A 26,603-nucleotide genomic window follows, 5' to 3' on the forward strand; every position below is an offset into this window, starting at 1 on the left:
GGAGTGCTGCGATGTCTCGTACCCTCGTCCTGGTCCGCCACGGCCAAAGCGAATGGAACCTCAAGAACCTGTTTACCGGCTGGCGCGATCCGGGCCTCACCGAACAGGGCCACGCTGAAGCTAAAGCTGCTGGTCAGCGCCTGAAGGCTGCTGGCCTTAAGTTCGACCTCGCTTATACATCGGGCCTTTCGCGCGCGCAGGTTACGTGCCAGCACATCCTCGACGAACTCGGCCAGTCCGATCTCGAAACCATCCGCGATCAGGCTTTGAACGAACGCGACTATGGCGATCTGTCTGGCCTCAATAAAGACGACGCACGCGAAAAATGGGGCGAAGAGCAGGTTCACATCTGGCGCCGTTCCTATGACGTCCCTCCTCCGGGTGGCGAAAGCCTGAAAGACACCGGTGCGCGCGTCTGGCCTTATTACCTGCACACCATCCAGCCACACGTTCTGCGTGGCGAAACCATTCTGGTTGCCGCACACGGCAATTCGCTGCGCGCGCTGATTATGGCGCTTGATGGCCTGACACCGGAAGAAATCCTCAAGCAGGAACTCAATACCGGCGTTCCGATCATCTACAAGCTGAATGCCGATTCGACTGTCGCTTCCAAGGAAGTGCTTTCTGCATAAGGATTTTTCGGGCGCGGAAGCTCTAACGCCCCGCGCCCGATCTGCGTTTTCCTGCCTTTTTGATTGCTTCAATCCGCAATGTGAAAAAAAGCTGATAGAAGTAAGAAATCACGATTGACAGAAGCAGGCTGACCCCTTAGATCGGTCCTCGTCGCCCAGATGGCGGAATTGGTAGACGCACCAGCTTCAGGTGCTGGCGCTCGCAAGGGCGTGGAGGTTCGAGTCCTCTTCTGGGCACCATTTCCAAGTCTTCAGACCACTACCAAGGTCCAGAAGCACCCCAAAAAGCCCGCGCAAGCGGGCTTTTTTGTATCTTACGGTTGAATGTGGTTCTCAAAAATTCAAGACGCAGTTACCCGTAAGGGGCGCCGCCACCGCTCTTTCAAGGCAATACGGCGGCTGCAAACAGCCGCCGTATTCCAGCACAATTTAGACGTGACGAAAGCAGCGCCCATCTGTTTCACACCGTACGCGCCGGAGCTTCGGTTAGAGTATTGCCACCCAGTTTTCGCAAAATGAAGTAGGTTAAGGTGATCCCGAGCAGCGACAGCACAGTTGCAAGCATAAAGAGATCTGCATAGCCTAACTTGTCTGCCAGATAACCTGCCACTGAAGATCCAATCAGATAGATCAGCAGTTCTGCACAAGCAAGAATCGTAAAGTCCGTTCCGGGCTGATCGGACGAAGAAAACTTCATGAAAAACGAATAAATCGCGACCAGCTCCATATATCGCAGAAAGGTTTGAAAAGCCGAGGCAGCCATTGCAATCTCTACACCGGGCCAAATTTCACCTGCATTGAAGGTAAGCGCCAGAAAACATACAGTTCGCGCCAATCCAAGAATAATAAGCGTAGAAAAAAGCCCGGTCGAGCGGATCAGGATCGCTGCCATAACGGCACCAACCAGCCCGGCTGTTGCCGCGGAAGCACCTGAAAGATAGCCGATCCACGACAGCGGCAAGCCAATATCAACCAGATATGAGCCCTCCATCCCCCTGACCATCCCTTCGCTTGCACGATAGGTCAGTGCAAAACCCAAGATATACCAGGCGCTCGGCTGCTTAAAGAAACGCTTCAAACTGGGACACGGTGCTGTTTCACTTGTTGTATTATCTGGTTTCTCATCCATGCCAAATGCGGCAAGCAATGGTAATAGCGAAAGGGCCGCTACGATCAGGATGGTCGGCCGCCAGCCAATCTTATGGAAGAGCACGAGCGCAAGCGTGCCGCCTATGATAACGCCAAGAGCCACAGCACCTGCCTGAATTGCATTGCCTGTAGCACGCGTCTGATCATTAAGGCGACGCACCGCATAACCATCCGTCGCAATGTCCTGCAAAGACGACAGGAGCGTAATGCAGAAACAGATTGCAAATAGAGCCCCCGCCTGTTGCGGCTGAACCAGCGCCATACTGGCAATGCCGAGAGAGACAATAATCTGAGTGACAATGACCCAGCTTCTGCGATGCCCCCAGCGCTGAATAAGCGGATGTCGATCCACGAAAGGCGCAATAGCAAACTTGGCAATGAGCGGAATCATCAAAAGATAGAACAGCCCTATTGCGGTACGCGAAGCGCCCTGTTCGCGCATCAATGGCGGAAGAGCAACGAGTAACAGATAGGTCGGTATCCCCTGCGCGAGATAGAGACCACCAAGAACGGCATAAAGGCGCGCATACGCGCCTTTTGGCTCCTCAATAGACGGCAGCTGTCGTTCAGTCATCAGAATTTCTTGCTCACAGACAGCGCAAAGGTACGGCCACGACCTTTGTAGTCAAAGATTTCTTCAGGTGCCAATGCACCATAAAGAGCCTTGGCGCGCGAGCCCCAAACCGTATTATATTCCTTATTGAACAGGTTCAGGACACCGAAATTAAGCGTCGTATCGATTTTCTCAACGCGATAAGAGCCCATCATATCGAACAGGGTATAGCCTTCGATTTTATACCCGGCATAGTCATCAAGATTGAATACGTGCTGCCCCTGCAAACGAAGGTTAAGCTGGTCATTGCCCCAACCAATATGGCCACCAAGTTTGGATACGCTGGCGCTGCCAATCGTATCTTTGACCCAGTCACCATCATTCTTAACCTCGGTGCGCACCCACTGCCCTAAAGCGCCAATGTCAAAACCATGGCTGAGCTTCATGCCAGCCTTACCCTCAAAGCCATAAACCCTTCGGTCATTATCCTGCAATTCAACGGCAAGCGTAGTACGGTTGAGCACAATCGAACGGTCAGAGGTGGAGTAAAATCCAGCTCCCTCCAGGTTGTAAGTTCCGTCATCAAGGCGATAGCCAATTTCGAATGAATTGGTTTTGATCGCTTCAAGCGCCGAGTCTGATACATTGACGCTGCTAAGCAAATTGTAATGCCCGCCGGACAGGGCATATACACCAGCGCCGTAATATTTTGCGGGATCAGGAAGCTCAAAGCCCTGACTGAAATTCGCATAGACTTGCTGCGTATCAGTCAGACTGTAAGTAGCACCGGCATTAAACAGAAAAGCGTCATAATCTACGTCTCCTCCTGACATCGAATCCGCCGAAGACGCCAGACCATTCAGAATAGCGATCTGCTGTGCCGCGCCGACGAAATCGCCAACTTTTGTCTTTGTGTACTGATAACGAACGCCGCCGCTGAACGTCAGCTTATCGGTCGCCTTATAAGAACCTTCAACAAATCCTGCCAGATTTGTCACATCGATCTTAGGGTAAAGACCTGTAACGCCCATTGTTTCAAAATTCATTGCCCCAGAAGCAAGTGCTGTCCTCATATCGAAGATATTCTGGCTGGATGAAAGCGAGTCTCTGTCGGCATCAATGCCGTAAGTGATGTTGATTTTTTCTGTCGGCTCGGAAATGACAGCAGCTTTCATACCATAATAATCAGTATCCTGAGAGCTGCCATAGAAATAGGTTGAACTCGGGAACGGATGAAAATTCATCTGTTCACTGCGATAGAACCCTTGCACCAACAGCTGCTGACCGAAAAAGTCATTGTCGGTATAGGTTGCATTGACCATAGCGCGACGGGTGCGCGGATTGAAATCCGACGTATAATTATCGCGCGTTTCAATGAGGCTCGGATTGCGCAACCCGGCGAGATTCTGGCCGAAGTAAACACTATAATCGGACTTCTGTTCAGAGTTGAAAAGCTGGCCAGTGACTTCAAGCCTGCGATCAGCATCAATCTGGAAGCCAACATTGCCCATAAAATCAATACGCTGATTGAAGGCTGTTGAAGTCTGAGTAATGTCAGGCACAATCATGGTCCCGTCAGCATCATAGAATGCTCCGGTCCGATTGCCTGCTAAAGAGAGACGCGCATCCCAGGCTTCACTGTTATACGTGACTGCGGCGCCGCCATTCCGGTCAAAGTCCTGACTGGTCCTGAAACCGCTCTCGATACCAGCAGTGACTTCGGCATGCACACCTTCAGGCGCGTCTTTGCCTTTTTTGGTGATGATATTGATGATACCGCCAGTTGCATTGCCGCCGTACAGCGACGTTGCACCGGACAGAACCTCAATTCGCTCAATGTTGAATGGATCAATTGAATCAAACTGGCGGCTTAAGCCACGAGCGGAATTCATCGATATGCCATCAATCAACACAAGTGCCGTGCGTCCGCGAAGGTTTTGACCATAGGATGTGCGTGCACCTTGACTGGCAGGGTCAAAGCTTGGAATTTCCTGTGCAAGAATTTGCTGAATGGTTTCGCCCGAACGCGCACGCATTTCGATTTGCTGAGCATCTACGACATAGATGGTGCGGGCAGTTTCAGAAATCTGCTGTCCACCACGGCTGCCTGTCACTGCAATAGTATCCAGAACCATAACGCCATTGGTTTTAGCAGCAGGTTTTTCAGCCTGAACCAATTCCTGCTTTTTGTCCTGCGCCATCGCATTGCCAACGATGCTTCCAATTGCAATGAGCGTGAGAAGCGAAACGCCGTGATATTTACTGTGCATTATTCTCTCCGAAGAAGCGAAGACGCATTGCCTCGCTTATATGCGCGATTGTCAAACAAGACCATTGCAGTCATATTTAAATAATCTATAGGAACCTTGCTTGGAGAAAAGCGAACCTGAAGGGGACTAAAGTGAACCTCGAAGGCTGTAGAGAGTTGAAATGACAGAAGCGATTATGCCGCAAAAACTCGGAAATATAGCTTCAAGGGTGCCTGATGGTTTGCAACCTTGCCTTCAGATCCTGCGCGATATGATGGGCACCCCCTTGATAACCCAAGCGAACGGCGATCTTTCATCCGTGCGCGGACTATTCTGGAAACACCCTCTGTTGTCTTTGACGACGATCTACTTCCCGCTCAATCGAACCTTTTTATCCGCACCGGGGTCACGAGAAGCAGGCATTTTAATTTTAAGAGCGATGAGCTGTCCTGTCTCGGTAGAACAAAAGGATAGCCGGATAAATATGGCGCGTGGTGACGTTGTTTTTGTTCCGTCAGACGCTCCGCTTTTGCTAACGTTACCGACAGGTGGACGCCTTGATTGCGCATATATTCCGCGAAAGGCAGCGACACATGAGATTCCGGACATTGGTAAACTGTTCGGCAAGCCCCTGCCTTTCACACATCTGCCTTTACAGCTACTGGTGACCTATGCAGGTTATCTGCTGCAAAATGAGCATCAAAACGAACGCGATGCTGCAACAATGGTTCAACATTTTTATCAGCTATTGCCAATGTTGGTTGAGAATCTGCAGGCCATAAATAAACAGGTTTCACCAATCAGGCGCATCGAAACTATTAAAGAACAAATTGAAGAGCAAATTTCCAATAGCGATTTCTCTTTAATACAATTAGCGCAATCCGAGGGCATTACATCTCGCGCTATTCAAAAATTATTCAAGCGAGAGAACACCACCTTCTCGCGCTATCTACTACAACGGCGACTCGAGGTTGCGCGCTCAGTAATTGTGCGTGGTGATCAATCCGGCATTGCACAGATTGCTTATAATGCGGGCTTCGACGACCCTGCGTATTTTAGCCGGGCATTTCGAAACCTGTATGGTTTTACGCCCTCAGTATTGCGTCAACAAGTCAGCCAGTATTTCAAGAGCAGTGCTTAGCATTCTCAGGTGACTAAGGCTTAGCGATCAACCCATGTTGATGCAAAACCAGCGCAACTGCACCCAGCACGGTATCGTCATTACGTAGAAACTTACCAATGATGAAGTTTGGTTTGCGAACATGCGGTGCATGTGTCGGCGGCCGCACAGCATGTTTCTCGAAATTCTGCTCAACCAAACGCAGAAAGCTTGGTCCGATGGCCGCAATCTTTCCAGCAATGATAATATCAGGCGGGCTCAATATGGTAGAGGTGATGCCAATCGCCCAGCCCGCCATTTCAGCAGAATCCTGTATTAGCCGGTCATAAGGTGAAACACCTGTTTGTGCCTGTCTGATAAAGTCATCAAAGGTAAGCTTTTCGCCTGTGGCCTGCTCAGCCATCTGCATCAAATTAAAGCCACCCGCATAGGTTTCCAGACACCCACGATTGCCGCATTTACAAAGGGGCCCGTGCGGGTTGAGTGAAATATGACCAAACTCTGCAGCATTGCCATAAGCACCGCGCTGAACCGTCCCATCAATAACAATCGCACCGCCAATACCAAGATCGAATTTGTATAGAACGAAATTACTCAGACCAATGGCAGCACCCCAGGTCATTTCAGCCAGCGCGCCACAATGACTTTCGTTTTCTGCAAACAGTGGGCAGTCGATATGAGCGGAAAATATCTCCGCAATATCAATGCCACACCAGGTCGGCAGGATAGAACCGTTCAACACGGTACCTTCGTAAGAAACCGGGGCCGAAATCGCTAAACCGACGCCGAGCAAATCACGAATTGCAATATTAAGCTTCGCACATTCAACAGCCAGTTGGTCTCGAACGCAGATCGCAGCTTCTTGCGGGGTGTAATCTTCGCTCATCTCGAACCAGATATCAGCAATGACATTATGGCCCAGATCACAGACCGCGATACGTATTTCCGCGAGCCCGAACAAAACTCCCGCACAATAAGCTTGGGAAGGGTTGAGCGATATAATTTTGGTAGGGCGACCAAAACCGCTGCTTCGCGTTTCCGTCTCGAGAACGGCCTCGTTGATTTTAAGTTCCGTCAGGATTGTAGAGACTGTCGAGCGTGCAAGTCCCGTCTTCTTTACAAGATCCGTTGCACTTGCTGAACCAAGGCTGGCGACCGTCCGGAGAATTTTTCCAACGGGAGATTCGTGATCATCAAATATCTCTTTAAAGCCAACCATTAATCCTCCAGCCGTATCCATGACGCGAATTACTCACAGGTGCAACTTATTTCGTTTTTGAAAAAATGTGCGAAATTAATGCACTTTATAACCTAACAAGCCGCTATTTTCATCATACTTTTTTCGTGTACGAAATAAGTATTGACAGGTTTAGACAGTTTAGCGAAATTAGATGGGAGGTCGGGCCGATGGAGGAGAACCAATGGGCCCTGATTTCGACATCGAATGTTTGGTGATGTGCAGTTATGGGACGGGTGGAAACCACCCGTTGCGAGGAGGAACCGAGTGCAAAATCTATCCGCAATTCTGAAGTCTATAAGCCTGACCAGTGTGCTTGCTCTTGGCGTCGCAACAGCGCCCGCTCATGCCGAGAAGCTGACGATCTGGACGCTTAATTTTGATAACAATGCCGCCAATGTCGCACTGAAAAAGGTAGCGACTGATTTTGAAGCGGCAAATCCTGACGTGCAGGTCGAGATTGTGCAGCGTGCCATTGATGAGCACAAAACAGCGCTTCGTGTGGCAGCAGGCTCCAATCGCGGACCTGATATTTATTTCAGCTGGGCGGGTCTCGGACTTGGCGGCGAATATGTGAAAGCTGGCTTATCGCTGCCGCTCGATAAATATTACACTGAATATAAATGGAAAGACGAGCTGCTCCCGGCCTCAGCGGCCTTTGCTGACCTGTATCCAGGTGGCAAACACGGCGTTCCTTTCACCTTCAAGGGTGAAGCAGTTTACTACAATAAGAAATTATTTGAGCAAGCTGGCATCACAGAAGAGCCGAAAACCTATGACGAACTGCTGGCTGCCGCGCAAAAACTCAAGGATGCCGGCATTCCCGCCTTTACATTTGGTGGATCGGTCAATTGGCATGTTATGCGTCTGATGGACGTCATTCTGGAAACAAAGTGTGGTGCTGAAAAGCATGATGCTTTGAAGGCAATGCAGGCAGACTGGTCTGGGGAGCCTTGTGCAAAGGATGCCTTTGAGGAATTCGGTAAATGGACGAAGGATTATACGCTTCAGCCATTCATGGGCATTGATAACAAGCAATCTTACAGCCTCTTCACCGCAGGGCGAGCAGCTATGATGCTGGAGGGAGACTGGCTGGTAAGTCAGTTGAACGGTACCGGCGTCAATCTGGATGATTATGGTATTTTCACATTCCCGACCGACACCGGCCGCCTCTATGGCTTTGGTGAGTATAATTACATCAGCTCAAAAAGCAAAAACCCTGATATTGCAGCGAAATTCCTGGATTATTTCCTGTCTACTGAAGTCCAGCAGGATCTCGTCGGGCAGATCAGCGCAGTCTCTGTCAATAAGAACGTAAAATACGAAAATCAAATTCCGCTCGAAGCTGAATGGCTTGATATTTTTAACAAATACGGCACCGTTTATATGAACGGCGATCAGGCATTCCCGCTGGATGTGACGACCGAATACTTCCGCGTTATCAACAGTGTTGCTGCCGGTGACATGACCTCCGATGACGCCGCAAAACAAATGCAAACGTTCATCACGGCCCGAAACTAATCCTCCCCGGATGCGGGCTGCCTGAGCATATTGTTCAGGCAGCTCGCAGGACCACAATCATCAAGGCGGCTTATTGCTGCCTGGAGGAAAGCATGTCGCTGAAAGCAATCATTCAGACACCACGTAGCCAAGCGTCAATATTGCTGATCCCCGCATTAGCAATATACGGCGTGTTCGCGCTCTATCCAATGCTCGACGTCATTATCATGAGCTTCCAGAAATGGAATGGGCTTGATCCTGAGCGCCGGTTTGTTGGTTTCTCCAACTATTCTGCAATATTTACCAATGACCCTGTGTTCTGGGTTGCTTTCAAAAATACCATCATCTGGACATTGTTGAGCCTCGTCATTCCTCCTGTCGTCGGCTTGTTGCTGGCATTGAGCCTCAACCAGAAAATATTCGGCCGAAACAGCCTGCGTGCGATATTTTACCTCCCGGTTATCATCGCACCGATCGCTGTCGCGACGATGTGGAAATGGATGTACGATCCGTTCTTCGGGCTGTTTAACCAGTTGCTGACCAATTGGGGATTGCAATCCTGGATTCAGGATTGGCTCGGTAACAAGAGCATCGCGCTTTACTCAGTCTTTGTTGCCTATGTCTGGCAAACCGTTGGTTTTTCGATGGTCTTGTTCCTTGCCGGACTTCAAAACGTGTCACAAACGCTTATTGAAGCCGCAAGAATAGATGGCGCCGGGCGTTGGGCAGTCTTTAAGCATGTGACATTGCCCGCACTTCGACCAACGATGACCGTCGTTCTGGTGCTTTCCATCATTTCATCACTCAAAGCATTCGATATTGTTTATGGCCTCACCGGTGGTGGCCCAGCGCAAGGCACGCAGATGCTGGCACTTTGGGCCTTCACACAAGCTATGCAGATTTTCGACTTTGGGCGTGGCGCAGCAATTTCCGTCGTCCTGCTCCTGATCACGATGACAATTGTAGTTCCGTACCTGCGCTGGATGCAGAAAAACGAGGAGTTGGAATCGTGACCGCCACTTCGCTCTCTCAAGCTCCGTCTAAGATACAACGTGACCCGGTGCTGATCGGCTTGTGGATCAGCTTGTTCGTGATCGCTGTCATCTGGGTCGCCCCTTTTGTTTTCATTGTGTTTACATCATTGAAGACACCTGCCGCCGTAACAAGTACCGGGGCATTCATGCCACCTGTCGAATGGGCATGGGGTAATTATTCAAGCGCATGGAACCGTGGCAGCTTTGCCAGTTCGTTCTTCAACAGCGTGATCATCACGGCGATCAAGGTTCCAATCGGACTGCTGGTGTCTGCCATGGCCGCCTATGCCCTGGCCAAGATAAAGCTACGATTCAATAAGCTACTGCTTCTGATCGTTGTTTTTGGAACGATGATTCCGTTTCAGGTCATGCTCGCTCCGCTGTTCACGCTCGTAAACTCTTTCGGGCTGATTGATACCTATATTGGCGTCATTCTGCCTTACATTGCGTTCGGCGTCCCTTATCAGGTCTTCATCCTGCATGGCTTCTTCAAAGGAATTCCAAAGGAGTTGTCCGAAGCAGCTCTGATTGATGGTGCAAGCCACTTTACCATCTTCCGCCGTATTTTTCTGCCGGTTTGCCTGCCTGTTCTCGCAGCGCTTTTCATTCTGGACTTCGTGTCGACGTGGAATGAATTTGCGATGGCACTTGTGCTTTTGCAAGATCAGGGCATGTGGACACTTCCGCTGGGACTGATGTCATTTCAGGGGCAATTCTCCAGTGATTACGGGCAGTTAAATGCGGCAATCGTGATGACCGTCCTTCCCGCTACGATCGTCTATCTGATCTTCCAACGTTATTTCGTTTCTGGCCTGACCTCTGGCGCGGTCAAAGGCTAACGAGCATTCAGTAAATTCTGAGGAGAAAACGCATGTCTGGTGCAACCGTCGAAAAATGGGGTGTTTTTGAAGCATCCTTTGCTGGACCTTCCGCTGGCAATCCCTATCTCGACGTGGCCTTTGATGCCATTTTCAAACATAAAAGCCGTGAAGTTCGCGTTCCAGGTTTCTATGACGGCAATGGGACTTATCGTCTTCGATTTATGCCGGACCTTGAAGGCGAATGGACATTTACCACACGCTCCGCAACAAAGGAGCTTGAGGGTAAAACTGGCTCCCTTCAGGCAGCGCAGCCTTCAGCCAATAATCACGGACCGGTTCGCGTGCGTAACAAGTTCCATTTCGCCTATGCGGATGGCACGCCGTTCTTTTCGTTTGGTACGACCTGCTATGCCTGGACACATCAGCCGCTCGACATGCAGGACGAGACACTGGAAACGCTTGCAAACGCGCGCTTCAATAAGATCCGTATGGGTGTTTTCCCGAAAGACTATCCTTATAATACCAACGAACCTCTGCATCTCTGCTTTGAGAAAGATGCCGACGGCAAAGAGAACTTTGACAGACCAAATCCCGAGCATTTCAGGCATTTTGAAAAGCAGGTTGCAGCGCTATGTGAACTAGGCATTGAAGCCGATATTATCATGTTCCACCCTTATGATCGGTGGGGCTATGCAGACATGAGCGCTGAGCAGGATTATCGCTATGTCGAATATCTCGCTGCCCGCCTGTCCGCCTATCGCAATGTATGGTGGTCGCTCGCCAATGAGTATGACTTCTTGCTCGACACAAAGCCGATGGAACAGTGGGATCGATATTTCCAGATTCTGGAAGAGAACGACCCCTATCAGCATCTGCGCTCTATCCATAATGGCGATGTCAATTCAAACTATGACCACCGCAAACCTTGGGTCACGCATATCTGCATTCAGAACCCAGATGTGAAAAAGACACAGGAATGGCGTGACACATACGGCAAGCCAGTCGTGAACGACGAACCCGAATATGAAGGCGACATTCTCGAATCCTGGGGTAATTTGACCCCACAGGAACTGGTACACCGTTATTGGATCTCAATGGCGCGCGGTGGCTATGTCGGTCACGGTGAAACCTATTCCGATGCCAATGATCTTATCTGGTGGGCAAAGGGCGGTAAGCTGCACGGCGAAGCATGGAAGCGCATCGGCTTTCTTCGCGATCTTCTGGAAGCGGATGTCAAACATGGGCTGGAGCCCATTGCGCCTGCAAAACAGTGGCCCTGGTCACGCGTTTCAGGTGCACGCGATGGCGACGGTGATTTCAGGCTGATTTACCTTGGTGAACACCAGCCTGTTGTGTGGTCATCCGGGCTTCCTATGGATAGTGACGACTATGAAGTTGATCTGATCGACACATGGGAAATGACGATAGAGCCGGCGAAAAAGATCGCTGCTCCTATCACCCATCCAGTGCGACATGGCGCAATCGTGCGTGGTGGAAAACCGGACGCTGCCTTTGGTGTATCGCTGCCGCGCAAGCCATATCAGGCACTGCGTGTACGGCGTAAGAAATAAATCAGGAAGGTTTGCATATGTCTGAGTTGAGCATTGCGAATGTCAAGAAATCTTATGGGACAGTTGACATCATCCATGGTGTCGATGTCGAGATTAACGATGGCGAGTTTGTCATTCTTGTTGGCCCTTCTGGCTGCGGAAAGTCGACACTGCTGCGCATGATTGCAGGCCTTGAAGACATCACATCAGGAGAGATCAGCATTGGCGGGCGCGTTGTAAATAATCTTCAGCCCAAGGACCGCGACATTGCGATGGTTTTCCAGAACTATGCGCTCTATCCGCAAATGACTGTTGCCCAGAATATGGGCTTCGCGCTGGAGCTTGCAGGCTCCAGCAAGCAAGACATAGCCACGAAGGTCAATGAAGCGGCAGAGATTTTAGGGCTTCAGCCGCTCCTTGATCGAAAGCCTGCACAATTGTCGGGTGGACAGCGTCAGCGTGTTGCAATGGGGCGCGCAATCGTACGCAACCCAAAAGTGTTTTTGTTTGACGAGCCACTGTCTAACCTTGATGCAAAGCTTCGCGTAAAAATGCGTGCCGAAATTAAGGCCCTGCATCAGCGGCTGAAAACGACCATTGTCTATGTCACGCATGATCAGATCGAAGCCATGACAATGGCCGACAAAATCGTGGTGCTGAACGCTGGCAAAGTTGAGCAAATTGGCTCGCCGTTAGAACTATACGACCGCCCGAAGAACGTTTTCGTTGCAGGCTTTCTTGGATCCCCCGCAATGAACTTCTTTAGCGGAACGCTCAAAGATGCAAACCAGCTAAACTTGGAAAGCGGCCTGATTATAAATGTCGCTGGTGCACCGTCTGATGCTGTTGGTAAAAAGGTTGTTTTCGGCATCAGACCTGAAGATATTTCAATTGGCAGTGCTGACGACATTGAAGCAGTTGTGAAGGTTGTGGAACCAACCGGATCTGAAACGCACGTTGTCCTGGATATTCAGGGCCAGGAACTTACCTGGGTCGTGCGGGAGCGCATTGCATTGGAAGTGGGCCAGCCGGTGCATGTTTCATTCTCAACACCGAAATGCCATTTCTTCGACGATGCGTCCAAGCAACGTTTATGAGAAACAATACACAGTAAACACAAAAAAGCCCGGCCAAACCGGGCTTTTTTCTTTGTCGACAGTGCTGGTACATCCGCAGTCACCGCAACAGTTATGTCCTCATAGTGAAAGCGAATGGTTAATAAAACGTTAACCCGCCAGGCTTTCTAGCATCGCAAAGCTTTGGGCCTTGCCACATGCAGCAACTCCGCGCATCCTGCCTGAAAGTGATTGCAAGTTGAGGACCAAATCAGATGGTGCAGCCTACCTATGATCTTGAGTTCGGCGAGATTATTCGCTGGCTCAAAGAGCATGGCCTCATTCTACAATCTGATCTCGAAGGAAACAGCGAACTTTCCACGCGTGCCGAGCGCATGGGTCGTAAACGTCGGCGTGAGGCAGAAAAGCAAAGCAAGCAGTAAGCCACATAGAAGGCCTCAGAAAAACAAGGGAACGGCCTGACAAAAGCAATGGGGGAGCAAAATGCGACACAAGAAGCTGTTCGACTTTGAACGCCATAGTGTGTTTTTCAAACTGTTTTTCATCTGTGCTGCCTGTGCGATTTTAGGCAGTCTCATGGGCCAAAATGATGATTCAGCTTTCTGGCGCTGGCTTCACTATCTCACAAAGCCCACGGCAACATTGCTGCTGCTCTGCGCTATTCTGGCAGCCCCGCGCCTGATCTCCAAAACCTATGGCTTCACGATTGCCTTTGGTCTTTTATTTGCAGCTGCGGGTGACTTATTTCTGATGCTGCCGGGCGATTATTTTCTGGCAGGACTCATCTGTTTTCTGATCACCCATTGCATCTATATCTATGCGCTGTGTCGCAATACGAAATTCGCAGGCAACAAGCTTGTCTTTGTAATATTTACCGTTTTTGCAATTGCGATTATAGCGGGCCTTTGGACCAGCCTGCCCAATGCCATGAAAATTCCGGTTGTTATCTATGCGATTGCGCTTGCAGTTATGGCAGCGCAGGCTTTCAGCCGCGCAATCTCAATGCCGCCCGAAACCACATCGCGTTATAGCGCATGGCTTGCTGCCGCTGGTGGCCTATTTTTCATGGCAAGCGACACGTTGCTGGCCTTCAACCGCTTCCACACGCCAATCCCGTTGGCTGGATTTTGGGTCTTAAGCACGTATTATGCAGCACAATTCCTCTTTGCCCGATCAACCGAGAACTTTGCCTATGAGCGCTGATACTCAGCTTCGCACGACCTTTCAGCGTTTACGGCAAAGCTGGCTCGACGACCGCCCCTCCTATGAGCAGCGTGTCGATGATCTGCGGCTTTTGCGTAAGCTGCTGCATGAGCGCCTTGAGGATATGGCAAAGGCGATCAATGCGGATTTTGGCAATCGCTCGATCCATGAAACACTGCTGGGTGAAGCCAGTGTCGTTTTTGCCGAAATCGACCACACGCTGCATCATCTCAAACGCTGGATGAAGCCGCAGCGCCGCAAGGCTGGCTGGAAGCTTTGGCCTGCGAAGGCCGAAGTGCGTTTTGTGCCGCTTGGTGTTGTCGGCATTATTTCGCCGTGGAATTATCCGGTCAATCTCGCACTTGCTCCACTCGTTGCTGCAATCGCCGCCGGAAACCACGTTTTCTTGAAACCTTCCGAGCATACACCGCATACGTCCGAATTTCTGCGTAAGCTGATTGCCGATGTGTTTCCAGAAGACCGTGCCACGGTTGCGCTGGGTGATGCCGAACTGTCAGCTGAATTTTCCGCCCTGCCCTTTGATCATCTGTTCTTCACAGGATCAACTGCCGTAGGTCGCAAGATCATGAAAGCAGCAGCTGAAAACCTTACGCCCGTCACACTGGAACTTGGTGGAAAGTCACCTGCCATTGTCAGTGAAAGCGCCGACATAAAGCGTGCTGCTGCATCCATTGCGACGGGCAAATATTTCAACTCTGGCCAGACCTGTATTGCGCCAGATTATGTGCTTATCCATCACAGCAAGCGCGATGCATTTGTGGGCTTGTTAAGAGAAGAAACGCAAAAGCGTTATAGCGGCGAGACGGCTCAAGCAGACCGCACGACGATCATCAATGAGATGCAGCATTCACGTCTTGCTGGATTGCTTGATGACGCAAGAAGCAAAAGCGAAGCCGTCATGCCTTTATTGGACGAAGCCGCAACGCCGAGCCATCCACGGCTAATGACACCGACGCTTATTCTTGAACCAACGCCGACCAGCGCAATCATGAATGAGGAGATTTTCGGCCCGCTGCTGCCGGTCATCAGCTATCGGTCGATTGATGAGGCAATTGCCTCTATTCTGAACCATGAGCGGCCCTTGGCGCTTTATTGCTTCAGCGATAATTCGGCAGAAATTGAAACCGTGCTTTCGCAAGTCGTGGCCGGTGGCGTATGCATCAATGATACCCTCTATCATTTTGCCTGCGGTGATCTGCCCTTTGGCGGCGTCGGGCAAAGTGGCATGGGGCATTATCACGGACATGACGGCTTTCTGACATTCTCCAAAGCCATGCCGGTACTGAACAAATATACGCCCGCCTCAACGGATATGATCAAGCCGCCCTATACCGGCCTGACTGATCGGATCATCCGTTTCATCACGAAATAGAATATAAATACTGTTCAAACTGCAAAATGCCCTATTTAAGAGTAACGATACTCTTCGGATCATAATACGAGGCAGCAACGCGTGCAGAAGAAGAAAACACCGGGTCGGATTTCAACAAAGATACTGACTGCAATCCGTAACCGGCCCGGCTTCCGACCACATCATCCCGATACGCCAGAAGGCGATATTACGATTGCGTCGTATAATGTGCATAAATGCATTGGCGTGGATAAAAAATTCGACCCGCAGCGCACCGCCGATGTCATCAGTGAGATCGATGCGGATGTGATCGCGCTACAAGAAGCCGACAAGCGCTTTGGTGAGCGTTCCGGTCTGCTTGATCTCGGTTTGCTGGAAAAGCGCCACGGTCTCGTGCCTGTGCCGATCACTTCAACCATGCCGAAGGGCCATGGCTGGCACGGTAATATATTGCTGTTTCGCGAAGGCGTGGTGCGCAATGTTCGCCAGCTTTCCTTACCCGGCGTTGAGCCTCGCGGCGCGCTTGTGGCAGACCTGCAATTTTCATCTGGCCTTTTGCGAGTGATCGCCGCCCATCTTGGGCTTTTAAAGCGCTCGCGTCAGCAGCAAGCCGAAAGCATCCTTTCAGCCTTGGAAGAAGCCGATACGTTGCCAACCCTCTTGATCGGTGATCTCAACGAATGGCGCATAGGCAAAAACTCGTCGCTGGCTTCGCTGATGCCGACTTTCAACCATGTCGCAACGGCAGTGCCAAGCTTCCCGTCACGCTTTCCGGTCTTCGCGCTTGATCGCGTTCTCGGCACACCACATAATCTGATAACGGCAGTCGAAGTGCATAACACGCCGCTCGCGCGTATGGCGTCGGATCATTTGCCTATCAAAGCGCATCTTGATCTCAGAACTGCTTCGCAGCTTTTGGAAGAGTTCAATCCATCGCTGCTGACCAGCAACTCTACCATTGAGAATTAAAGATAAGGCGATCCGAGCCAGATAATCCGGTCGATAAGCCGCTCATGGAATGGGCGGTTTTTAAGCCGTGTGAGGTTGACTTCACGGCTGGTTTCAATCGCCTTGCCGATGCGTTCTTCCACCTGAAGCGCCACGTCCCGATCCAGAATTTCAAGATCAATCTCAAAGTTCAGTCGAAGCGATCGCGCATCCAGATTGGATGAGCCGACATAGGACCATGCGCCGTCGATAGTCATCAGCTTGGAGTGGTTAAAGGCACCACCGGCCCGCCAGATGCGGCAACCGCCTTTGAGCAACTGATCGAACTGCGCACGCATGGCGCGATCCACCAGCTTGAGATTGTTAACGCCCGGAATAACCACATCGACGGAAACCCCGCGCCGCGCTGCTGTGATCAGCGCACTGATGAACTCACGGTCCGGCAGCAGATAGGGCGACATAATCAGGATATGCTCCTGCGCAATCGAAAACGCGCCCATCATCATGCGGTGGTTGGTTTCGATATTCTTATCCGGCCCAGAACCAACGACACGGATCAGCTTCCCTGTTCCCGGTGGATCGTTTGGTGCAACGATGCTCCACGCATCGCCCGTCAAAAGCTCGCCCGTTGCAAAGCGCCAGTCTTCAGACGCCACATGAAACAGATCCGCAACCGCCGGGCCTTCGATATGAAAATGCGTGTCAAATGCTACCGCATCACCAGCGATTGCTTTCACAAAAGCGCCGCGAATGTTCATGCCCCCGGTAAAAGCGAGCTTGCCATCAACGATCAGAATCTTTCGGTGGGTGCGCAGATTGGCATAGGGCAGACGCAGACCCATGATGATATTACCGTTGAAGACATCAACGATAATGCCTTTTTCCTTCAACAGCCCGACGATGCTCGGAATGGAATAGCGTGCGCCCACGGCATCGACCAGCACGCGCACTTCAACACCGCGCTTAACTGCTGCTTCCAGAGCATCGGCAAATTTCTGACCAATCGCATCACGATCAAAAATATAGGTTTCGAGCATGATGCTGCGTTCAGCCTTAGCAATGGCTTCCAGCATTTGATCATAGGCTTCGTCGCCGGTTTGCAGCATTTGGATATTGTTGCCGCTGGTGAAATCATAAAGGCTGACAGTGTCGCCGAGGATTTTCATCGCGCCAAACTGTCGGCCAAAGGCTGCGCGCACCCGATCATTGGTCGTGTCGAAATGAGACAGATGATAGAGTGCTATATTGCCAAGATTTTCGCGTTGATGACTGAGCGTATTGCGTCTGATCCGGTTAACGCCAGCCAGACCATAAACCACGGCCCCAACGATAGGCGACAGCACGATGACGCCAACCCAGCCAAGTGCGGTGCGGACTTCGTCTTTCGTCATTGTGGCGTGAATTGCAGCTACTGCACCCAGAATGATCGACAGGACTGCGAGGATATGCGGCCAATAATGTGAAAGAATATCAAACATAAACCGACCTTATCCTGAAACGCACTGCAACAGCTTAGAGATATAATGGAAAGCCCCCTACGCCAACACTCATTTACCAAATAAACCAAACTTATAGAGTTCACTGGTCAAATCTGTGATCTACTTTATATTAGCCGCGGGACTTGCAATCAGAGGGACATCTCATGGCAACAACGCAAAGTAATTTTAACCGGTCTAATCTTCCGACAGAAGTCACAACAAAATGGGGCTGGTTTGTCGCTCTTGGCGTGGCGCTACTGATTCTAGGCGGCATTGCGTTCGGTAATCTCGTGCTCGCCACCGTGGTTTCGGTTTACTATGTCGGCATCATGATGCTGGTCGCAGGCATCATCGAAATCATTCATGCATTCGGCGTGAAAACATGGGGCGGTTTCTTCTTCTGGCTGCTCAGCGGCCTTCTCTATTCAGCCGCAGGTATCGTCGCATTCACCAATCCAATTTTGGCCGCTGGCGTTCTGACCTTCCTTCTCGCAGCAGCACTAATTGGTGCGGGCATTTTCCGCGTCTGGCTTGGCTTTCATTCGAAGCCAGCAGCTGGCTGGGGCTGGATTGTTGCAGCAGGTGTTATCACCGCACTCGCGGGCCTCGTCATCGCAATGCAATGGCCAGTCAACAGCCTGTTCATTCTCGGCCTGTTCTTGGCAATCGATCTAATCTTTCAAGGCTGGTCGTTTATTGCATTTGGCCTTGGCATCAAGCGCTAATACAGCTCTTCAGACGACACAAAGCGGCGTTCACACGCCGCTTTTTTCATTTCAACTCGACCTTTTGCCCAATGACTGCTAGATGCAGCGCAACATCTTCGCGGCGCGCGTTTTGCGCAGCCCATCCTTTCGCAATTACGAGTTTCTTTTATGTCCGCTCAAGACCATCCAGTTTCAAAGCGCCGCACCTTCGCGATCATCGCGCACCCGGATGCCGGTAAAACCACACTCACCGAAAAGCTGCTGCTATTCGGCGGCGCTATTCAGCTTGCCGGTGAAGTTAAGGCCAAGAAAGACCGCATCCAGACCCGTTCCGACTGGATGAACATCGAACGCGATCGCGGTATCTCCGTCGTCACTTCCGTGATGACGTTTGAGTATAAGGATTGCATCTTCAACCTACTCGATACACCAGGCCACGAAGACTTTGCGGACGATACTTATCGCACGCTGACCGCTGTGGATTCCGCCGTCATGGTTATCGATGCCGCAAAGGGTATCGAGCCACGGACGCTGAAGCTCTTTGAAGTCTGTCGTATGCGCGATATCCCAATCGTGACCTTCATCAACAAGATGGACCGCGAAGCCCGCGACCCACTCGAAATTCTTGATGAGATCGAAGAAAAGCTGGCGCTAGATACAGCACCCATCACATGGCCAATCGGCTCTGGCAAAAGCTTTGCTGGCACCTACGACCTGCGCAACAATACCGTGCGCCAGAAGGATGCCGAAGAGAAGCCGACCAAGGTCAGCGGACCAGAAGAAGCGGCAAAGCTTCTGCCTGAAAATGAACGCCAGGCTTGGATTGAAAGCCTGGAACTGGCACAGGGCGTTTGCCGCCCGTTCGATCTCGCATCCTTTCAGGAAGGCCATATGACGCCGGTTTATTTCGGCTCGGCACTCAAGAATTACGGCGTGCGCGATCTGATCGAAGCTTTCTGTGATTTTGGCCCAAGCCCACGCGACCAGAAGGCAGATGCCCGTATGGTTGGCGCAACCGAAGCCAAGATGACCGGCTTCGTATTCAAGATTCAGGCCAATATGGACCCGAACCATCGTGACCGTATTGCGTTCCTGCGCGTCTGCTCGGGCACACTTTCGCGCGGCATGAAGGCCAAACTGGTTCGCACCGGCAAGCCAATGAGCTTGTCTGCGCCGCAATTCTTCTTTGCACGCTCCCGCCAGATTGCCGATGAAGCCTTTGCAGGTGACGTGGTCGGAATCCCCAACCACGGCACATTGCGTATCGGTGACACGCTGACCGAGGGTGAAGACATCCTGTTCCGTGGCGTGCCAAACTTCGCACCGGAAATCCTGCGGCGTGTGCGGCTTGATGATGCAATGAAGGCGAAGAAGCTGCGTGAAGCGCTTCAACAGATGGCGGAAGAAGGCGTTGTTCAGCTTTTCGTGCCGGATGATGGTTCTCCGGCGATTGTCGGTGTCGTCGGCGCTCTCCAGATCGACGTTTTGACCGAACGCCTGAAGATCGAATATTCGCTGCCCGTCGGCTTTGAAATGTCGCGCTTCTCTGTTTGTCGTTGGATTACGGCGGATGAACCAGCCGAGCTTGACCGCTTCATCGCTTCGCATCGCGCCGATATTGCGCATGATCTCGACAATGATCCGGTGTTCCTCGCGCAGAATGGCTTCTCGCTCAACTATGAAGCTGAGCGCTGGAAGGCAATCCGCTTCGCCACGATCAAGGATTATCAGGTCCGCGATAAGGCCTGATAAAGCGTATCCCGAAAAGTGGGAACCGGTTTTCGGATAAGATACGCGTTAAAACAGAGATTTAGTGCTGATTAGCCCATCCGCAGATGCGTAAGCTTCTGCGGATTGCGGATGAGATAGACCGCTGCGATAAGTCCATCCTGCACATCCAAGGCCACCACTTGCGGCAGTCCATCTGCCTCTAAGCTCATATGGCCGGGTAGCCCGTCGAACAACGCAAAATGGCGAATGTCCGGCACCAGACCGTCCGTCTTGCGCGCGATACCCTCATAAAAACGCATAATCTTGTCACGCCCGTAAATCGGGTTGAGAGCGGCATTGCGGATACCGCCACCATCAGAATACATCACAACATCTTCCGCGAGCAGCCCTTTCAGCGCCGTCATGTCCCCGCTGCGGGACGCCTGAAAGAAAGCCTCGGCAATTGTTCGTCCACGATCTTCAGGCATGGAAAACCGCATCTTTTCCTGCCGAACATGGCTGCGCGCGCGGCTCGCCAGCTGGCGACAGGCCACAGCATCGCGATCAAGCACGCGCCCAACCTCATCAAAGCCCATATCAAACACGTCATGCAAAAGAAATGCCGCCCGCTCCAGCGGCGACAGACGGTCAAGCGCGAGCATCAGTGTCAGCGTAATGTCGTCACTGCGATCTTCTTCGTCCTCGACAAGTGGTTCAGGCAACCAAGTTCCGGGATAGGTTTCGCGTCTCACGCGCGCTGATTTCAGATGGTCGAGCGCAAGACGGCTAACCACACGGGTGAGCCAGCCCTGCGGCTCACGGATGGTTTCACGATCCACAGCGCTCCAGCGTAGCCATGCATCCTGCACGATGTCTTCGGCTTCGGCATGCGTGCCCACCATGCGATAAGCAATGCGGATGAGCCGAGGCCGCAAGGCCTCGAATACACCCGCTTCATTCATGTTTGGCTCAAGCGGCAGCTGCATCGGCTTTGACCGGATGAACAAGGCGCAGGCCGACAGCAATGCGGTTCCATGCATTGATGGTGGTAATCAGCATGGTCAGATTGACGATCTCTTCGTCTGAGAAATGTGCCTTCAAAGCATCAAAATCCTTATCCGGTGCGCCAGTCTGTGCCAGCAGGGTCAACGCCTCGGTCCAGCCGAGTGCCGCCCGTTCTCGCGCAGTATAAAGCGGTGATTCACGCCATGCAGCAACCAGATAGAGGCGCTCTTCGGTTTCGCCAGCCTTCCGCGCATCAGCCGTATGCATATAGATGCAATAGGCACAGCCATTGATCTGCGAGGCTCGGATTTTCACCAACTCATAAAGGCTATATTCAAGCCCGCAAGCGGCAACACGCTTTTCCAGCTCCACCATTGCCTGCATGATCTGCGGTGCGAACGTATAAGGGGCAAGTCTTAGTTCCATGATCTCTTCTCCTTGATGTTGACCCGTATTGGTCGTTCATCATCAAGACGAGATAGCTTCATCGGAATGTGACATGCCCCGCATAAAAAATCAGCTTTTTATTTCGAGAAGTGCGGCTGCAATTTTTTCTGCAAGCTTTTCAGCAACTTGCTCCTTGCTCATTTCCGGCCATTCTTCGATGCCAGCATGACTTAAAATACGCACGCGATTGCGATCGCCGCCCATCACGTCACCCGACACATCATTGGCAACGATCCAGTCGGCACCCTTTCGCTCAAGCTTGCGTCCAGCATTGGCCAGCACGTCCTGCGTTTCCGCAGCAAAGCCCACCACAAGACCGGGACGCTTCTCACTATGTCCAACACCGGCCAGAATATCAGGGTTTTCGACCATGCTGAGCATCGGCGCGCCCTCGCCCGGCTGTTTCTTGATCTTCTGATCGGCTGAATTGGCGGTTCGCCAATCGGCAACGGCTGCAACCATCACAGCCACATCAGCAGGCAAATGGCTCTCAACGGCTGCCTGCATCTCCCGCGCGGTTTCAACACGGATAACGTTCACACCTTCAGGATCAGGGATCGTGACCGGACCGGACACCAGATGCACCGTTGCACCTAAGCGCGCGAGGGAGGCCGCGATGGCATGGCCCTGCTTGCCCGAGGACCGATTAGCAATATAGCGCACCGGATCAATCGGCTCGTGGGTCGGGCCGGATGTCATGACGATCACTTTGCCTGCAAGCGGTTTTACTTGTGGTGCGAGTAAGCTTTCAATGGCTGCAACAATTGCAAGCGGCTCACTCATGCGACCTGTGCCCGCCTCTCCGCTTTCCGCCATCTCGCCCTTTTCAGGGCCAATGAAATGCACGCCGTCTTTTTCTAGTGTCAGACGATTGCGCTTGGTTGCCGGGTTATCCCACATGGCAGGATTCATTGCGGGAGCCACCAAGACCGGAATCTTGCGCGCAAGAAGAACCGCACTCGCAAGATCATCGGCAATTCCATTGGCCATTTTGGCCATCAGGCCAGCCGTCGCAGGTGCCACAACGATCAGATCGGCATCACGCGCAAGGCGAATGTGGCCGACATCCTGCTCATCTTCGCGCGAGAAAAGGTCGGTAAACACATGATCGGCAGCCACCGCGCCAATGGTCAGCGGTGTCACGAATTGCTGTGCTGCAGCCGTCATCAGCGGACGTACATGCGCACCACGCTCACGCAATCGCCGGATAAGATCAGGTGCTTTATAGGCCGCAATTCCACCACTGATAATGAGAAGAACGCGCTTGCCTTGCAATGAACCTGAAACCGACGGCGAAGCTTTGGCAGTGGACTTTGGCTCTTCAAGACCGCCAAGTAGAAGCCTTGCTTCTTCTTCCATGGAGCGTCCGTTTTGAGCGGCTCTTACGCGAAGCCGTTCTTTTGCAGCGTCATCAAGATTGCGGATGGTAATGCTGGCCATTTGATTGCACCGGATCGTTTCTGATGCAATCAATGAAATCACTCTTTTGTCGAATAATCAACAAACAGATACATTAAAGCTCAATATAGAGCTTAATTGCAATCGCAGCGAGTGAGATTGCAATCACGATCTGCGCAATACGACCCCATCGCGTATGCCGCGCTTCCGCCTTGCCAATGGCCTCCGCTGTCTCTGCATCGAAATGCAAACCCTTGACCGCCATCGCGTCCATCGCAGCCGTAGCGCGATCCATCCGTGCAACCATTTCTGGCGTTTTACGAGCGAAATGCAGCAGCGCATATGCACTGTCTTTTGCATCGAGCAACATGCCCTGCGGTCCAAGATTCTTGCGAATCCATCCGCCGACCACGGGTTCTGCCGCTTTCCACATGTTGAAATGCGGGTCGAGCGTGCGCGAAACGCCTTCAACCACGACCATCGTCTTCTGAAGCATCAGAAGTTCTGGCCGCGTTTCCATGTCGAACAGCTCCGTCACTTCAAACAACAATGTGAGAAGCTTGGCCATCGAAATGGTTTCGGCTGGCTGGCCATGGATCGGCTCGCCAATAGCGCGGATTGCCTGCGCAAAGCTTGCCACATCATGCGTATGCGGCACATAGCCTGCTTCAAAATGCACTTCCGCCACACGCAGATAATCACGCGTAATAAAGCCATATAGAATTTCTGCAAGAAAGCGCCGTTGATCCTTGTTGAGCCGCCCGGTAATACCGAAATCAACGGCAACAATGACACCCTGCGGATCAACGAACAAATTGCCCGGATGCATATCCGCATGGAAAAAACCATCGCGCAGAGTATGGCGCAGGAAAGACTGGATCAGTGTTTCCGAAAGCTTTTTCAGATCAAAGCCTGCCGCTCTCAAGCCATCGATATCCGACATTTTAATGCCGTCAATCCATTCAAGCGTCAGAACATCGCGACCCGTGCGCTCCCAATCCACATTGGGGACGCGAAAGCCCTCATCGTCCTTGATATTCTCGGCAATCTCGGACAGCGCTGCCGCTTCAAGCCGCAGATCCATCTCGATACGCGTGGTCTGATGTAGTGTTTCCACCATCTCGACCGGGCGCAAGCGCCGCGTAAACGGTATATGCCGCTCCTGCATGCGAGCGACCATGAAGAAGCTTTCAAGATCACGCGCGAAACGCTGACGAACACCCGGACGGATGACTTTAACCGCAACCTTATGCGGTGCGCCATCCTTCATCACATAGGCAGGATGCACCTGCGCCATGGATGCGGCTGCAATCGGCGCTTCGAAACTCACATAGAGATCATCAATCTTGCGGCCAAGAGAACTCTCGATAGCCGCAACGGCCTCAGTCTGCGGGAAGAAATCAAGGCGATCCTGCAAAAGCTCGAGATCAGCGGCAACGTCCTTGCCCACAATATCAGGACGGGTTGCAAGAAACTGACCGAGCTTCACATAGGAAGGCCCAAGCTTGTTCATCGCCCTCGAAATACGCTCGGAGCGAGGCGCATCTTTCGCACGCTTACGCGCAAGAAGCTTCGCAGCCTTGTGCCCTAAGGCTGGCAATCCAGCCGCATCATCAACAGGCAGCGAACTCAACACGCCTTCGCGCGCCATAATCCAGCCAGCATGCATCAATCTCAAAGCCGCAGAAATATTGCTCATACTGATCTCAGAGCTTCCAGCCAGAATGAAGGGCTGCGATACCACCTGTGAAATTGCGGTAGCTCACGCGCTCAAAACCCGCCTCGCGGATCATGCGTGCAAAATCTTCCTGCTTAGGGAATTTGCGGATCGATTCCACAAGATAGCTGTAGGATTCAGCATCACCCGTAATCATTTTACCAATCTGCGGAATAGCGTTGAACGACCACTGGTCATAAATCTTATCAAGTAATGGCAGTTCGACTTCGGAGAATTCAAGGCACATAAAACGGCCACCGGGCTTTAACACGCGATAGGCTTCGGACAGCGCCTTGTCGATATGTGGCACATTACGAATGCCAAACGAAATTGTGTAAGCATCAAAGCTCGCATCTTCAAAGGGTAGCTCTTCGGCGCTCGCTTCAACAAATTCGAGATTATCGGCTAAGCCCTTCTTGATCGCACGTTCACGCCCAACACCGAGCATTGAGCCGTTAATATCGAGAATAGTTACATGCGCCTGACGGTTCGAGGCTTCAACAATACGGAAAGCAATATCGCCCGTACCACCAGCCACATCGAGCGATTTGAAGCCCGGACGCTTGGATGGTGCCAGCCAGCCGATCATCGCATCTTTCCAGACACGATGCAGACCACCCGACATGAGATCATTCATCACATCGTAGCGCTTCGCAACCTTATGGAAAACGTCGTTGACCAGCCCCTGCTTTTCGCTTTCATCGACTGCCTTGAAGCCGAATGAATGCTCCATGCCACCTTGTGCGCCCACGCGGTCTGCATTGCCGTTCTGCTGGCTCATAACTATCCTGCCGGTTCATGTGCGAAACGAAGCCGATCTCCGTTTTCCGTTTGCTTGATGCATATAAAGCTTGTACCGGACGATACAAGCACAGACCGCAAGCCGATACCCCTTTTGTGATCTCCACTTGCGCATCTGTGCAAAATGTTCAAAGAAATAGAAAACTGTGCGTGCGCGCCTGCCACGCGTTTTCTCCGGCTTAATTAGCCGTTACAGTCGATAAAGATAACAAGAAAAGTGGAAACAACATGGGCGTTAATGTCGTCAGCCATCCGCTTGTCCAGCACAAGCTCACCATTATGCGCAAGCGCGAAACTTCAACCGCCAGCTTCCGTCGTTTGCTGAAAGAAATTTCGCTGTTGCTTTGCTATGAAGTGACACGCGATCTCGAACTAACCACCATGCATATCGAAACGCCAATGATGCCAATGGAAGCGCCAACGCTTGAAGGCAAGAAGCTGGTTTTCGCTTCGATCCTGCGCGCTGGCAACGGTCTTCTGGAAGGTATGCTGGATCTGGTGCCAGCAGCACGCGTGGCCCATATCGGTCTTTATCGCGATCACGACACGCTTCAGCCAGTCGAATATTACTTCAAAGCACCGGAAGACATCGTCAACCGCCTCATCATCGTGGTCGATCCGATGCTTGCAACCGGCCATTCGGCAATCGCAGCGATCGACAAGCTGAAGGAACGCGGCGCGACCAATATCAAGTTCCTGTGCCTGCTGGCAGCACCGGAAGGCATTGAGCGCTTCACGGCGGCTCATCCAGATGTTGATGTCTTCACCGCCTCCATTGATGATAGCCTTGATGAAAAAGGTTACATCATTCCGGGTCTCGGTGATGCTGGTGACCGCATGTACGGCACGAAGTAAGTTTCAAACCTTACGATAAGCACTATACTAATCCGCGTATT

At 51.7% G+C, this 26,603-nt stretch carries 23 protein-coding genes and 1 tRNA gene; 15 read left to right on the plus strand and 9 right to left on the minus strand.

All coding sequences use genetic code 11. The annotated features are described in order from the left end of the window. The first annotated feature begins 11 nt into the window (after window positions 1-11). Together ACOZHT_RS03575 and ACOZHT_RS03580 are read left to right on the plus strand one after the other, a co-directional pair. Window positions 12-632, plus strand: a complete 621-nt coding sequence (locus tag ACOZHT_RS03575) for a 2,3-bisphosphoglycerate-dependent phosphoglycerate mutase (protein WP_064321000.1) — start codon at window positions 12-14, stop codon at window positions 630-632. Window positions 633-785: 153 nt separating this feature from the next. Then, window positions 786-872, plus strand: a tRNA-Leu gene (locus ACOZHT_RS03580). 220 nt (window positions 873-1,092) lie between these two features. Here the strand turns inward: ACOZHT_RS03580 and ACOZHT_RS03585 are convergent. Next, window positions 1,093-2,355, minus strand: a complete 1,263-nt coding sequence (locus ACOZHT_RS03585; protein WP_339509455.1) for a RhtX/FptX family siderophore transporter — start codon at window positions 2,353-2,355, stop codon at window positions 1,093-1,095. Beyond that, window positions 2,355-4,604: a TonB-dependent receptor gene (locus ACOZHT_RS03590; RefSeq protein ID WP_421565326.1), complete on the minus strand. Its 2,250-nt coding sequence runs from the start codon at window positions 4,602-4,604 to the stop codon at window positions 2,355-2,357. Before ACOZHT_RS03590 ends, ACOZHT_RS03585 begins: the two co-directional genes overlap by 1 nt. A 160-nt stretch (window positions 4,605-4,764) precedes the next feature. Here ACOZHT_RS03590 and ACOZHT_RS03595 point away from each other — a divergent pair, with 160 nt between their 5' ends. Then, window positions 4,765-5,724: an AraC family transcriptional regulator gene (locus ACOZHT_RS03595; protein WP_339509454.1), complete on the plus strand. Its 960-nt coding sequence runs from the start codon at window positions 4,765-4,767 to the stop codon at window positions 5,722-5,724. A 13-nt stretch (window positions 5,725-5,737) separates the two neighbouring features. Here the strand turns inward: ACOZHT_RS03595 and ACOZHT_RS03600 are convergent, their stop codons facing one another. After that, a complete protein-coding gene (locus ACOZHT_RS03600; protein ID WP_339509453.1) occupies window positions 5,738-6,922 on the minus strand; it encodes an ROK family protein in 1,185 nt (394 codons plus the stop codon). 285 nt (window positions 6,923-7,207) lie between these two features. Between ACOZHT_RS03600 and ACOZHT_RS03605 the strand changes: the two genes are divergently transcribed. The 9 genes from ACOZHT_RS03605 to ACOZHT_RS03645 all read left to right on the plus strand — a co-directional run bounded on the left by ACOZHT_RS03605 (window position 7,208) and on the right by ACOZHT_RS03645 (window position 16,465). Beyond that, window positions 7,208-8,461: an ABC transporter substrate-binding protein gene (locus tag ACOZHT_RS03605; RefSeq protein WP_339509452.1), complete on the plus strand. Its 1,254-nt coding sequence runs from the start codon at window positions 7,208-7,210 to the stop codon at window positions 8,459-8,461. Between the two features lie 92 nt (window positions 8,462-8,553). Next, complete coding sequence (locus ACOZHT_RS03610; RefSeq protein ID WP_339509451.1) at window positions 8,554-9,453, plus strand: sugar ABC transporter permease; 900 nt, start codon at window positions 8,554-8,556, stop codon at window positions 9,451-9,453. Then, window positions 9,447-10,313, plus strand: a complete 867-nt coding sequence (locus ACOZHT_RS03615) for a carbohydrate ABC transporter permease (protein WP_421565395.1) — start codon at window positions 9,447-9,449, stop codon at window positions 10,311-10,313. Before ACOZHT_RS03610 ends, ACOZHT_RS03615 begins: the two co-directional genes overlap by 7 nt. Before the next feature lie 32 nt (window positions 10,314-10,345). Next, window positions 10,346-11,866 carry a DUF5060 domain-containing protein gene (locus ACOZHT_RS03620; protein ID WP_339509449.1) on the plus strand — a complete coding sequence of 507 codons (1,521 nt, stop codon included), beginning with the start codon at window positions 10,346-10,348 and terminating at the stop codon, window positions 11,864-11,866. Window positions 11,867-11,883: 17 nt separating this feature from the next. Next, window positions 11,884-12,942 carry a sn-glycerol-3-phosphate ABC transporter ATP-binding protein UgpC gene (locus ACOZHT_RS03625; RefSeq protein WP_339509448.1) on the plus strand — a complete coding sequence of 353 codons (1,059 nt, stop codon included), beginning with the start codon at window positions 11,884-11,886 and terminating at the stop codon, window positions 12,940-12,942. Window positions 12,943-13,175: 233 nt separating this feature from the next. Next, window positions 13,176-13,343 (plus strand): hypothetical protein, encoded by a 168-nt coding sequence (locus tag ACOZHT_RS03630; RefSeq protein ID WP_339509447.1) that lies wholly within the window; start codon window positions 13,176-13,178, stop codon window positions 13,341-13,343. Window positions 13,344-13,404: 61 nt separating this feature from the next. Further along, the gene (locus ACOZHT_RS03635; RefSeq protein WP_421565327.1) at window positions 13,405-14,124 is read left to right on the plus strand and encodes a lysoplasmalogenase; all 720 of its coding nucleotides are present in this window, start codon (window positions 13,405-13,407) and stop codon (window positions 14,122-14,124) included. Then, on the plus strand, window positions 14,114-15,517 hold the full coding sequence (locus ACOZHT_RS03640; RefSeq protein WP_421565328.1) for a coniferyl aldehyde dehydrogenase: 1,404 nt from the start codon (window positions 14,114-14,116) through the stop codon (window positions 15,515-15,517). The genes ACOZHT_RS03635 and ACOZHT_RS03640 overlap by 11 nt, the downstream gene beginning before the upstream one ends. Window positions 15,518-15,598: 81 nt before the next feature. Next, entirely contained in the window at window positions 15,599-16,465 is an 867-nt protein-coding gene (locus ACOZHT_RS03645; protein WP_339509444.1) for an endonuclease/exonuclease/phosphatase family protein, read from the plus strand. On the opposite strand, the gene cls is transcribed toward ACOZHT_RS03645, so the two are convergent. Next, window positions 16,462-17,922 (minus strand): cardiolipin synthase, encoded by a 1,461-nt coding sequence (gene cls / locus ACOZHT_RS03650; protein ID WP_339509443.1) that lies wholly within the window; start codon window positions 17,920-17,922, stop codon window positions 16,462-16,464. The two genes, ACOZHT_RS03645 and cls, sit on opposite strands and share 4 nt — an antisense overlap. Before the next feature lie 164 nt (window positions 17,923-18,086). On the opposite strand from cls, the gene ACOZHT_RS03655 reads away from it, so the two are divergent. Next, window positions 18,087-18,647 carry an HdeD family acid-resistance protein gene (locus ACOZHT_RS03655; protein ID WP_339509442.1) on the plus strand — a complete coding sequence of 187 codons (561 nt, stop codon included), beginning with the start codon at window positions 18,087-18,089 and terminating at the stop codon, window positions 18,645-18,647. 150 nt (window positions 18,648-18,797) lie between these two features. Then, the gene (locus tag ACOZHT_RS03660; protein WP_339509441.1) at window positions 18,798-20,378 is read left to right on the plus strand and encodes a peptide chain release factor 3; all 1,581 of its coding nucleotides are present in this window, start codon (window positions 18,798-18,800) and stop codon (window positions 20,376-20,378) included. A 71-nt stretch (window positions 20,379-20,449) separates the two neighbouring features. Here ACOZHT_RS03660 and ACOZHT_RS03665 read toward each other — a convergent pair whose 3' ends face one another. The 5 genes from ACOZHT_RS03665 to ubiE all read right to left on the minus strand — a co-directional run bounded on the left by ACOZHT_RS03665 (window position 20,450) and on the right by ubiE (window position 25,687). Further along, window positions 20,450-21,325, minus strand: coding sequence for a sigma-70 family RNA polymerase sigma factor (locus ACOZHT_RS03665; protein WP_339509440.1), 876 nt, complete (start codon window positions 21,323-21,325; stop codon window positions 20,450-20,452). Further along, window positions 21,309-21,770: a carboxymuconolactone decarboxylase family protein gene (locus ACOZHT_RS03670; RefSeq protein ID WP_339509439.1), complete on the minus strand. Its 462-nt coding sequence runs from the start codon at window positions 21,768-21,770 to the stop codon at window positions 21,309-21,311. The genes ACOZHT_RS03665 and ACOZHT_RS03670 overlap by 17 nt, the downstream gene beginning before the upstream one ends. Window positions 21,771-21,860: 90 nt before the next feature. Beyond that, a complete protein-coding gene (gene coaBC / locus ACOZHT_RS03675; protein ID WP_339509438.1) occupies window positions 21,861-23,231 on the minus strand; it encodes a bifunctional phosphopantothenoylcysteine decarboxylase/phosphopantothenate--cysteine ligase CoaBC in 1,371 nt (456 codons plus the stop codon). A gap of 73 nt (window positions 23,232-23,304) precedes the next feature. Beyond that, complete coding sequence (gene ubiB, locus ACOZHT_RS03680) at window positions 23,305-24,888, minus strand: 2-polyprenylphenol 6-hydroxylase (protein WP_339509437.1); 1,584 nt, start codon at window positions 24,886-24,888, stop codon at window positions 23,305-23,307. 7 nt (window positions 24,889-24,895) lie between these two features. Further along, window positions 24,896-25,687 carry a bifunctional demethylmenaquinone methyltransferase/2-methoxy-6-polyprenyl-1,4-benzoquinol methylase UbiE gene (gene ubiE / locus ACOZHT_RS03685; protein WP_339509436.1) on the minus strand — a complete coding sequence of 264 codons (792 nt, stop codon included), beginning with the start codon at window positions 25,685-25,687 and terminating at the stop codon, window positions 24,896-24,898. A 248-nt stretch (window positions 25,688-25,935) separates the two neighbouring features. Between ubiE and upp the strand changes: the two genes are divergently transcribed. Then, window positions 25,936-26,562 (plus strand): uracil phosphoribosyltransferase, encoded by a 627-nt coding sequence (gene upp, locus ACOZHT_RS03690; protein ID WP_339509435.1) that lies wholly within the window; start codon window positions 25,936-25,938, stop codon window positions 26,560-26,562. The last annotated feature ends 41 nt before the right edge of the window (window positions 26,563-26,603 follow it).

Source organism: Ochrobactrum sp. EDr1-4, from assembly GCF_049199085.1.
Classification (GTDB): Bacteria; Pseudomonadota; Alphaproteobacteria; order Rhizobiales; family Rhizobiaceae; genus Brucella.

Coding starts and splice junctions, on each gene's coding strand:
- ACOZHT_RS03575 (WP_064321000.1), top strand. CDS start 12: ATGTCTCGTACCCTCGTCCTGGTCCGCCACGGCCAAAGCGAATGGAAC.
- ACOZHT_RS03585 (WP_339509455.1), bottom strand. CDS start 2,355: ATGACTGAACGACAGCTGCCGTCTATTGAGGAGCCAAAAGGCGCGTAT.
- ACOZHT_RS03590 (WP_421565326.1), bottom strand. CDS start 4,604: ATGCACAGTAAATATCACGGCGTTTCGCTTCTCACGCTCATTGCAATT.
- ACOZHT_RS03595 (WP_339509454.1), top strand. CDS start 4,765: ATGACAGAAGCGATTATGCCGCAAAAACTCGGAAATATAGCTTCAAGG.
- ACOZHT_RS03600 (WP_339509453.1), bottom strand. CDS start 6,922: ATGGTTGGCTTTAAAGAGATATTTGATGATCACGAATCTCCCGTTGGA.
- ACOZHT_RS03610 (WP_339509451.1), top strand. CDS start 8,554: ATGTCGCTGAAAGCAATCATTCAGACACCACGTAGCCAAGCGTCAATA.
- ACOZHT_RS03620 (WP_339509449.1), top strand. CDS start 10,346: ATGTCTGGTGCAACCGTCGAAAAATGGGGTGTTTTTGAAGCATCCTTT.
- ACOZHT_RS03625 (WP_339509448.1), top strand. CDS start 11,884: ATGTCTGAGTTGAGCATTGCGAATGTCAAGAAATCTTATGGGACAGTT.
- ACOZHT_RS03630 (WP_339509447.1), top strand. CDS start 13,176: ATGGTGCAGCCTACCTATGATCTTGAGTTCGGCGAGATTATTCGCTGG.
- ACOZHT_RS03635 (WP_421565327.1), top strand. CDS start 13,405: ATGCGACACAAGAAGCTGTTCGACTTTGAACGCCATAGTGTGTTTTTC.
- ACOZHT_RS03640 (WP_421565328.1), top strand. CDS start 14,114: ATGAGCGCTGATACTCAGCTTCGCACGACCTTTCAGCGTTTACGGCAA.
- cls (WP_339509443.1), bottom strand. CDS start 17,922: ATGTTTGATATTCTTTCACATTATTGGCCGCATATCCTCGCAGTCCTG.
- ACOZHT_RS03655 (WP_339509442.1), top strand. CDS start 18,087: ATGGCAACAACGCAAAGTAATTTTAACCGGTCTAATCTTCCGACAGAA.
- ACOZHT_RS03660 (WP_339509441.1), top strand. CDS start 18,798: ATGTCCGCTCAAGACCATCCAGTTTCAAAGCGCCGCACCTTCGCGATC.
- ACOZHT_RS03665 (WP_339509440.1), bottom strand. CDS start 21,325: ATGCAGCTGCCGCTTGAGCCAAACATGAATGAAGCGGGTGTATTCGAG.
- ACOZHT_RS03670 (WP_339509439.1), bottom strand. CDS start 21,770: ATGGAACTAAGACTTGCCCCTTATACGTTCGCACCGCAGATCATGCAG.
- coaBC (WP_339509438.1), bottom strand. CDS start 23,231: ATGGCCAGCATTACCATCCGCAATCTTGATGACGCTGCAAAAGAACGG.
- ubiB (WP_339509437.1), bottom strand. CDS start 24,888: ATGAGCAATATTTCTGCGGCTTTGAGATTGATGCATGCTGGCTGGATT.
- ubiE (WP_339509436.1), bottom strand. CDS start 25,687: ATGAGCCAGCAGAACGGCAATGCAGACCGCGTGGGCGCACAAGGTGGC.
- upp (WP_339509435.1), top strand. CDS start 25,936: ATGGGCGTTAATGTCGTCAGCCATCCGCTTGTCCAGCACAAGCTCACC.